General features: G+C 39.7%; 11 protein-coding genes. All 11 read left to right on the top strand.

The features are described 5' to 3' along the window. The first annotated feature begins 83 nt into the window (after nucleotides 1-83). Complete coding sequence (locus tag BP27_RS0113070) at nucleotides 84-410, top strand: phosphoribosyltransferase-like protein (protein WP_027851922.1); 327 nt, start codon at nucleotides 84-86, stop codon at nucleotides 408-410. Nucleotides 411-417: 7 nt separating this feature from the next. Further along, entirely contained in the window at nucleotides 418-1056 is a 639-nt protein-coding gene (locus BP27_RS0113065) for an NADAR family anti-phage protein (protein WP_027851921.1), read from the top strand. A 58-nt stretch (nucleotides 1057-1114) separates the two neighbouring features. After that, a complete protein-coding gene (locus tag BP27_RS0113060; RefSeq protein WP_027851920.1) occupies nucleotides 1115-2002 on the top strand; it encodes a hypothetical protein in 888 nt (295 codons plus the stop codon). Nucleotides 2003-2299: 297 nt separating this feature from the next. Beyond that, entirely contained in the window at nucleotides 2300-3310 is a 1011-nt protein-coding gene (locus BP27_RS0113055) for an HD domain-containing protein (protein WP_027851919.1), read from the top strand. Nucleotides 3311-3321: 11 nt separating this feature from the next. Further along, the gene (locus BP27_RS16360; RefSeq protein WP_051610579.1) at nucleotides 3322-4272 is read left to right on the top strand and encodes a nucleotidyltransferase domain-containing protein; all 951 of its coding nucleotides are present in this window, start codon (nucleotides 3322-3324) and stop codon (nucleotides 4270-4272) included. Beyond that, complete coding sequence (locus BP27_RS0113045) at nucleotides 4272-4775, top strand: histidine phosphatase family protein (protein ID WP_027851918.1); 504 nt, start codon at nucleotides 4272-4274, stop codon at nucleotides 4773-4775. Before BP27_RS16360 ends, BP27_RS0113045 begins: the two co-directional genes overlap by 1 nt. Nucleotides 4776-4974: 199 nt before the next feature. Further along, nucleotides 4975-6333 (top strand): polysaccharide deacetylase family protein, encoded by a 1359-nt coding sequence (locus BP27_RS0113040; protein WP_027851917.1) that lies wholly within the window; start codon nucleotides 4975-4977, stop codon nucleotides 6331-6333. A 59-nt stretch (nucleotides 6334-6392) separates the two neighbouring features. Then, complete coding sequence (locus BP27_RS0113035; protein ID WP_027851916.1) at nucleotides 6393-6590, top strand: hypothetical protein; 198 nt, start codon at nucleotides 6393-6395, stop codon at nucleotides 6588-6590. Nucleotide 6591: 1 nt separating this feature from the next. Then, the gene (locus tag BP27_RS16355; protein WP_051610578.1) at nucleotides 6592-7110 is read left to right on the top strand and encodes a DUF2335 domain-containing protein; all 519 of its coding nucleotides are present in this window, start codon (nucleotides 6592-6594) and stop codon (nucleotides 7108-7110) included. A gap of 254 nt (nucleotides 7111-7364) precedes the next feature. After that, a complete protein-coding gene (locus BP27_RS0113025; RefSeq protein WP_160169846.1) occupies nucleotides 7365-8540 on the top strand; it encodes an O-antigen polymerase in 1176 nt (391 codons plus the stop codon). A 40-nt stretch (nucleotides 8541-8580) separates the two neighbouring features. Then, nucleotides 8581-8805, top strand: a 225-nt coding sequence (locus BP27_RS16350) for a helix-turn-helix domain-containing protein (protein ID WP_027850395.1), incomplete at its 3' end; no start/stop codon positions are given.

The following is an 8805-nucleotide window of genomic DNA, read 5'->3' as shown; positions in this document are numbered from 1 at the left end:
CCACATCAGCACAACGGTGGCATGAGCCCCAATCAGGCTGAAGAAAACTACTGGAATAACTATAAACCGGTGGCTAGTTTTACTTGACCACTACAAATGTTGTTAACTTTGAAGCTGGCTTACCAACTCAGCCTCATAAGCGCCAACCAATTACATTAACTAATAATGGTGTTTTTCCATCAGAAAGCGGTAGACAACTTTTAGAAGAGCAGTTTTTAATTAAAGGTGTAGAAATAATTCAGGGCAGCGGAAATTTTGGCCCTGCACATAAACCTCTTGGCTTTACAGGCTATGATTCTTTTGGCTTTGGCGCAATGCATCTCACCTACCGCAACTGCCCGAACAATACGCCCTTAGCCCTATGGGCTGGGAATCCGTGGTACCCTTTATTTCCACGCAAAACTAATTAATAGCAAGATGCCGAAAAATGTAGAAACACGCACTTACCATACCCAGCAGATCGCTATGTTTCACAAAACAAACGAGCGGTTTGGTGGGCTATCAAATATGGCGCCGGGCTTTCCGATAACCGTGAATAATAGCTTTATTCGCACATCAGAAGCTTTGTACCAAGCTTGCCGTTTTCCACATTTACCAGAAGTTCAACAACTTGTTATAGAGCAAACCAGTCCTATGACAGCAAAAATGTATGCAAGAAAACATTTGCAGCACACAAGGGAAGATTGGGATTCTGTACGTGTAGCACTTATGCGCTGGTGTTTGCGGGCTAAGCTATTACAAAATCAGTCGACATTCGGCGGGTTGTTGTTAGCCACAGAAGACTTACCAATAGTGGAGTACTCTACAAAAGATGCTTTTTGGGGTGCTAAACCCCAGTCTGACGGTACGCTTGTCGGTAAAAATGTACTAGGAAGGCTCTTAATGGAACTACGAGAGCTTTATAGCTTGAATAAGATTGATTGCGCACAACTAAAGCCTTTAAATGTTTCTGACTTTAATTTGTTTGGTGAAAAAATACAGACATTGACGGCAAGATTAAATGATGAAACCAAAGTGGTATCAACAGCGATATATAATCAGGAAATATTAATTTAGTTAGCTTAAAGCTTACAAAACTTACTTCTGTGCCTTCCGTGTCTTCTGTGGCCAATAAATGAACCCCATACAAAACCCCGAAACCTACCTCGGCTACCCCGTTTTCCTCTGGGAAGGTGCCATAACTCTCGCATCCACCTTGCTGGCTGGTTTACTCATCGCTTTCGTCACCACCTTCTACCTCAAGAAAAAAGATGAGCGCACGCGGGTAGCCGGTGTCATTCTTGAAAAGCGGGTAAATGCCCAGCAAGAAATTTTGCAGTTTATGGAAACCCATACCCAAAAGTCAGAAATGTATCAGTCAGATGCATCTAAAGTACGAGAGCTTATTATTAAGCTTGATATGGAACTACCCTACGATCCGCACATTCAATACGCTGATATTTTCACTTCAGTAGAAAAGTTTCGTGAATTTGCGTTAGGGAAACAAGGTTTTGAGGGGTTGCTAGAGAAACACAAACTGTGGCTAGACACTAATGTTAGGCAACATCTTGTGCTGATGCAGGGTTATTTCGCTTCAATTAATGCCATGCTTATTTCGTTTAATCGTGTGCCTTTACCTAAAGGTATTGTGCTAAATGAAAAAGATTTTAACTTGCTAGGCAATAAGCTGTTGGTAATATTGGGTGCGGTGCTTGATGAAGAGTTTAACTACTTAGTTATTCAGCTAGAAGCGCTATTGGTAGGTTCTATTTACAAGCTAGACTTAACCCGACCCAAAGCTGGTGTGTTTGCAAAGCGCCGTGCAAGCAAGGTGCTAAAACGCACAGAAAAATTTCTCTACCATGAAACTCTGTTGGGCGATTATATAAGAGAGTTGCCAATAATTATTATCTTGCTTGTTATGGCTTATAAGAAAATACCAATAACCGAAGAAGAAGCAATGGATTACTATATGCAAGCAGCTAATACATCAATAACTGATAAGCATAGAAGTTTACTGTAATACTTTCCTAAGAAAACAGACTCTTTACCTTATATCAAAAAGCTAAATCAGCGTATTACCTGATGGGCGGCGATCCAGAGTTACGCAACAGTCACCATAAGCAAAACCAACTCAAAACTGCTAAAAGCTTATAGAGTGCTGCAAGGCATAAGCAAGTAATTGATAAAATTTAGCTTTGTGTAAGTGAGTTTGTTGACAATTATATCCATAAATTCCATTAGTTATTGGGCTGGTAGCGAACTTATTTTTCCTAATGTAAGATAAGTATTCAATACAACCTAAGATCACGAGTGCCTAATGAACGATCTAAAGCAAGATAGAGAGCCACTACAGCTAAGCCTAAAAGGGCTAAGCAATTTTTGTGAGCTTGAAGAAAGTCTTACTTTGATAAGAACACATAAGCTTTATCATAAAGTCATTACTACCAACGCTTTCAAGCGTCTTAATGGTGTTTCATTTTTAGGTGCCATTGATTACTTGCCCTGTTTCAAAAGTTTACCTAAACCACAACGCACAAGGTCAGACCATTCGCTTAATGTCGCTGCTCTTGCTCAGATGATCGCTATAAAGCGGAGTTACAGCTCAGAACTTACTCACCACTTGGTCATTGCGGGACTACTGCATGATATTGGTCACCCTCCTCTTTCGCACAGCGTAGAGCCTTATTTAAAGGAAAAATTTGGTTTTGGGCATCATGAAATGGGGGAGATGATATTGGATGGCCAAGTGAGTTTAGGAAAAGATTTAAATCATCTACTAAATAAAAATATAGATATCGCATTTATTAAAAGTTTAATTGATGGCAAAGCAAGTAAAGTAGATGGCGGTGATTTATTTAGTAGCAAAATAAACTTAGATACCATTGATGGAATTATTAGAAGCTATAGCTACCTAAACCCTCGTTCACAAGCTTTTAGCACAGCAAGCGTTGCTATAGCATCTTTTATTTCAGATGATGCAAATAAATTTGAAGTATTAGATGACTTTTGGAATTTGAAACACAATATTTATGATTATTTAATTACTTCTGGAGATGGCTTGCTAGCAGATGTATTAAGTCAAAACTCAATAAGAGAAGGTAAAAGCACACTGACTACATACGATCTTTTTAAAAGAGAAAATAGTTGGCATCAAAAATTCAGTCACGTTTTTTCATCTATTTATAGTCTTAGTAACAAGTCAAAAAACACCCTATTAAGCCCAGAAAAACCTTTAAGCTATACAAAAAGAAAATACTATATTGATTCAAAAGAATCTGAAATAAATAAGCGTTATCTTTATACTAAAAATAAACAGTACTTACAGTAAGGACTAATTAAATGGAAGTTTATAGCCTAGTAACAGCAAAAAAATACACTACAACCACACTCGAAAAGCTTAGGCAAGATTTGAGTGCAACCTTAAAAGAAAGTCCGTACAAAAATGATATCTGTATAGTGGCTACTGGTTCATACGGAAGAAATGAGGCCTCGTCTGAATCAGATATAGACTGGTATATTATATTTGATAAAGACCGTGACGTAGCAGAAACCATTCCGGAAGAGATAGAAAGTATAAAGAAAACTATTAATAATTTAGTTCCTAACTCACCAGGTGATACAGGCACATTCGATGCGGCAATAAAATTTAGTGATATGCAAATAAACATTGGTGGTGAGCATGATACTAATCAAACTTTAACGCGCCGCATGCTTTTTTTACTAGAAGGAACTTGGCTATATAATAAGAAATCCTTTGAAGATTATAGAAAAATTCTAATAGAAAAGTATATTAAACCAACAGATGTTAAAGAAAACATCTCCCGCTTTTTATTGAATGACATTATTCGCTACTATCGAACCATTGCTACAGACTTCGAGTACAAGGTAAGTGAAGATAATAAGGAATGGGGCTTAAGAAATATAAAATTAAAGTTCTCTCGAAAGCTTTTATATGTAAGCGGCGTATTTGCAGTAGCTGAGCTATATAACCTTGGTTACGAAAAAAGAATTGAAAAATCACTTGAGTTATTTTCTTTAACACCCTTAGAAAGATTAGAGCTTCTAACAAAACAAGCTTTAAATCTAATACCCTATGAGAATTTTCTACAAGACATAAGCAATCCCACAACCCGTGACTCCCTAAACAGTGTGATAAAAAGAGATAGGAAAGAAAACTCAAGCTATGTAAGACTTAATAAGCTTGCTGATGAGTTCTCAGAAAATCTAGTGACTGCTTTAAAAAACAAGTACCAACCTAGCCATCCAATACACCAAGCTTTAGTAATTTAATGTTGTACTTTATAAGGCATGCTCCCACACATGGAAACTTGAGCAATACATGGGTAGGACACCAAAATGAGCCAATAGCTGAAGCTTACCTAAAGCAACTAGATGAAGTGGCTACAGAACTATCCTTAATTAAGTTCGATAATATTTATACTAGCCCCCTCCTACGGGCTCATGTAACAGCTAAGTGTATTTCTAAAAAGCAGATAAATAAGCCTGAAATAATAATTGAACCATTATTAAAAGAGCGTGATTTTGCTGAGTTTGAGGGTGTTTACAAAACCCAAGAATCAAGAGTTTTATTAGAAAAAAGTTCAACGGTAGAAAGCTTAGAAAATATAAAAAAACGTTTATTAGAAGTTGTACCAAACCTTTTAACTAATAAAGAAAACAACTTAATTGTATCTCATTCAGCAGTCTTCCGGTGCTTGGTGAGTGAACTTAAGATAACCACTCTACCTTATAAACAAAGTCTAAAAAATTTAGAATACGTTGAAATCTTATAATATTAATCACAACTATTTTATGAATATCTTCTATTTTTTTAGTGGTTTCATTCACTTCAATCACTCTTTAAGATCACCCCTTGGACGTTCAACGCAAGCGTTGTCGTGGCCAAAAAAGTTTTTGCTTTTTGCTTTTTGCTTTTTGCTTTTACTTTCGTGCCCTTTCGTGTTTTTTCGTGGCTAATTTAAGGTTCTAACAATGCCCCAATTTTCTACCCCCGCCCTTAACTGGCTTGCTTCTATTTTAGAAGAGCGCTTTGGATTTGCATTTACTTTGCAACCCTACCAAGCCGGTTTAAAACTGTCCCTTAGCGACTGTGAACAAGGCTTTATCCTGTTTCCAAGCTTAAACTCGGCTTTTCACGAGTCGCACTCCGACTTACCGCACAGCGAGTGGGATGCCGCCCAAGCCGGTTGGCTGAGTGTGTTAGAGCAGCCTTTACCCGCGCTGGGTGTGCGCGAGTTGCCGCAACCTTTAATTGAACAGGCAGCAGATCACTATGTGGTGCACTATGATGTGCTGGGCCTCACCTACTGGATGCTCAACCGTGTAGAAGAAATCGACCGCACCGACCTAGACAACCACGGCCGCTTCCCAGCCATTCATTCACACGCGTATAAACACGGCTACCTTGAGCGCCCTGTGGTGGATGAGTGGTTGCATGTGCTAGGGCAAGTGATCCAAAAACAGTGGCCGCAGGTTGAGCTTAAGCAGCATGAGTTTAGTATGAAGGTGAGCCATGATGTGGACTCACCCAGCCTGTATCAATTCAAACCTTGGAAAACCATTATCCGCATGATGGCCGGCCACCTGCTAAAACGCCGCGATATCAAAGCCTTCTTGCAAGCGCCTTACATCAAACTCACCAGCAGCAAACAACTTAGCCAACACGACCCACACAACACCTTTGAATGGCTAATGGATGTATCAGAAAAACACGGCTTACAAAGCGCCTTTTATTTTATTTGCGGCACCACCAGCAAAATGGACGCCGACTACCAACCCGAACACCCCATTATTCGCCAACTAATGCGCCGAATGCATGAACGCGGCCACGAAATTGGCCTACACCCCAGCTATGGCACTTACCAAAAGCCAGAACTAATAAAACAAGAAGCCGACCGGCTACGGGCTGTAATGCAAAAAGAAGGTATCAAACAAAACGAATTTGGCGGACGTATGCATTACCTACGCTGGCAACACCCCACCACGCTACAAGCCTGGAACGACGCCGGCATGACCTACGACACCACCCTAAGCTACGCAGACCGCCCCGGCTTTCGCTGCGGCACCTGCTTTGAGTACCCAGCGTTTAACACCATCACCCAGCAATCACTACAAATACGCATAAGGCCACTGATAGCGATGGAATGCACCATCATCGCCGACCGCTACATGAACCTAGGCTACGGCAAAGAAGCAGAAAACAAGTTTTTAGAACTCAAAGACACCTGCCGCAAAGTGAAAGGCTGCTTTACCCTGCTATGGCATAACAGCCACTTTAATAGTCAGCAAGATAAAGACCTGTATGCCAAGCTAGTGAAGGAAGATGTTTAGCTTTACCCCTAAATATTAAGCTATACTTTCTACACAGCTGTAAAACTAAAGGTAAGAAAATGAATACTACACGTGATTACAGACGAACATTCTTAGCCATGGGTAGCGTTATGGATATTACCCCGCTTGGCGATTATTCAGAGTTTATGCCAAAAGGCACAGCTAGCCAACGCATGTACAGCACCTGGTCTAGCGTGGGTAAGTCGCTAAAAAAGGCAACAAAAAACTACGAAAAAAATGAAACCAGGCACGCTTAACATGCAAGAAAACCAAGTCAGTTTGTCTCCTGAAAAAGAAGCAGAGTTAAATAACCTGTTAGCAAGGTTAGAAGCAGGAAAATTATCTGCCGATGAGCAACAGAGGCTTGGTCAGGTTTTGCCCAGCTCTAATGTACAAGTAATGCTACAGATGGCGATGCACAGTGAAAGTTATAGCGGCCCATTACCACACCCAGATCAACTCAATAAGTTTAGCCCTGAAACACAAAAAGCAATTTTACAAATGGCGCAGAGTGACCAAGCGCATGTGCAAGAAATGCAGCGCAAAGGTCTTGAGGGTGCTATAGCAAAAGACCGACGTGGACAGTGGATGGGGTTTGGTATTGCAATCAGCGGCCTAGTTACTGCTGGTGTAGTTGCACAGTTCTCACCTGCAGTAGCAGGCCTTATAGCTGCACTTGATTTAGTAGGCATGGTTGCAGTTTTTGTAGTGCCACGCGCATTTGAAAAATTTGGTTTGCCTAACAATACAAATAGTGGTATTGAAAATTCAGACTAGGTTCTATTAAATCTCTCTTATTTTCACTGCCTGAATCCAACAACCCCTGCTATGGCATAACTCCTACTTTAGCCAGCTGGAAGCGCATAGGCAGATGCACAAAAATACGATTACTAAAAACTTAGGTTAACCACATGTTAGATATTCTTTTTTGGATGCTGTTTCTGCTTACACCCTTAAGCATGTTTTTTTTACTTAGAGTAGCTGGTGAGCAGTTAAACCAAATAAGTATGGTCAACCTAGTAACAGTAGCCTTGTTTGCTTTTTCGGTGTTGGGTACTTTTCCACTTTTTTATCAGCTTGATGCTTACAGGGTAGCTACAGGTGTTACTAACCCAGCGCTTGTTCTAACTGTTACCTTTTTTTCTTGTGCCAGCATTATTGTTTTTTTATTAGGGGTTATATTTGTAAGAAGAGTAATTAATTTAACACCTGTTCCAATTATTTCCTCTCAGATTAAAAAACTTAATAAGTTTAGGTTTATTTCTATGCTAGTTGTTTTGCTATTAGTTGCATTAGTGCTTTATATTTATTTAGGTAAAATAAATCAAGTCGCTATTTTAGTTGCTTTGAAGGACGGTGCGGGAGCAGCGACTTTGGCAAGAAGTAAAATGGGTAATGATTTTTCAGGTAAGTACCATTGGTATTCGTTAGTTCTGCATAATATAGGAACTCTAGTTACTTTAACTTTTTATGTTTCTTGGCTACTTAGAAAAAGACTATTAAACCTTATTTTGTTTTTAATCGCTTTTTCTATATCAGCTTTTGTTGCAGTAATGGCAACAGAGAAAGGGCCTTTCGTAGGATTATTAATGGCCTTGTTTATGGCGCACTACCTTACACGGCATAATGGTTATGTACCCAAAAAAGACATTATCATCTTAGGCGTTTCTGTTGTTTCAATTTTAGTAGTTTTTTACATTTACTTTATGGGTTCCGGCTCAGCTGGGCAGGCTCTATGGTCGGTTTTTTCTCGTGCTTTTGCTGGAAGTATTTCTCCTGCTTATTTTTATTTGGAATACTTTCCTCAGCATCAAGAGTTTCTAATGGGAAGAACTTTTCCAAACCCAGGCGGCATCATGCCTTTTGAGCCTGTTCGCTATACAGTTCAAATAATGGATTGGAAGTTTCCAAATCTAGCAGAGCAAGGCACCGTTGGTAGTATGCCAACAGTCTTTTGGGGCGAAGCTTATGCAAATTTTGGTTATGCAGGAATACCTCTAGTCGCATTTATCATGGGAGTGCTAGTAGCAATACTTAGCTACTTTGTTTCCAAGCTAGAGCTTAATCCTATAACCGTCGCTTTTACTGTATGGCTAATATTCCACTTGAAAAACCTCTCAATAACAGGATTTAGCGGTTTTTTGTATCCTGGATTCAACTCTCAAGTGCAACTCATTAAACTAGGATTGGATGGCAAGCTGCTGTAGCATCTTATGCTTTTCAATCGACCAAGAATGAGAAGCAAACATGAGACACTACACACAGCTCACCAGAGAGCAACGATACCAAATATCTGCCCTGCTTGATAACAATTTAACCCAAACTGAGATCGCTAAAACGCTTGGTGTTCACAAATCAACCATTAGTCGAGAGCTTAAACGTAATACAGGCAAACGTGGATATCGGCCTAAACAGGCTCACGAATTTACCGAAGAAAGGATCAAACAACGCTCAAAAAAACGCTTTATTGAG

The sequence above is a fragment of the Marinospirillum insulare DSM 21763 genome (assembly GCF_000686905.1).
In the GTDB taxonomy this organism is placed as follows: Bacteria; Pseudomonadota; Gammaproteobacteria; order Pseudomonadales; family Halomonadaceae; genus Marinospirillum; species Marinospirillum insulare.
The sequence above is the reverse complement of the archived record's forward strand: the minus strand, read 5'-3'. Positions and strand labels throughout refer to the sequence as shown.

Excerpts from the sequence above, each read along its gene's own strand:
- BP27_RS0113065 (WP_027851921.1), top strand. The coding sequence starts at position 418 with ATGCCGAAAAATGTAGAAACACGCACTTACCATACCCAGCAGATCGCT.
- BP27_RS0113060 (WP_027851920.1), top strand. The coding sequence starts at position 1,115 with ATGAACCCCATACAAAACCCCGAAACCTACCTCGGCTACCCCGTTTTC.
- BP27_RS0113055 (WP_027851919.1), top strand. The coding sequence starts at position 2,300 with ATGAACGATCTAAAGCAAGATAGAGAGCCACTACAGCTAAGCCTAAAA.
- BP27_RS16360 (WP_051610579.1), top strand. The coding sequence starts at position 3,322 with ATGGAAGTTTATAGCCTAGTAACAGCAAAAAAATACACTACAACCACA.
- BP27_RS0113045 (WP_027851918.1), top strand. The coding sequence starts at position 4,272 with ATGTTGTACTTTATAAGGCATGCTCCCACACATGGAAACTTGAGCAAT.
- BP27_RS0113040 (WP_027851917.1), top strand. The coding sequence starts at position 4,975 with ATGCCCCAATTTTCTACCCCCGCCCTTAACTGGCTTGCTTCTATTTTA.
- BP27_RS0113035 (WP_027851916.1), top strand. The coding sequence starts at position 6,393 with ATGAATACTACACGTGATTACAGACGAACATTCTTAGCCATGGGTAGC.
- BP27_RS16355 (WP_051610578.1), top strand. The coding sequence starts at position 6,592 with ATGCAAGAAAACCAAGTCAGTTTGTCTCCTGAAAAAGAAGCAGAGTTA.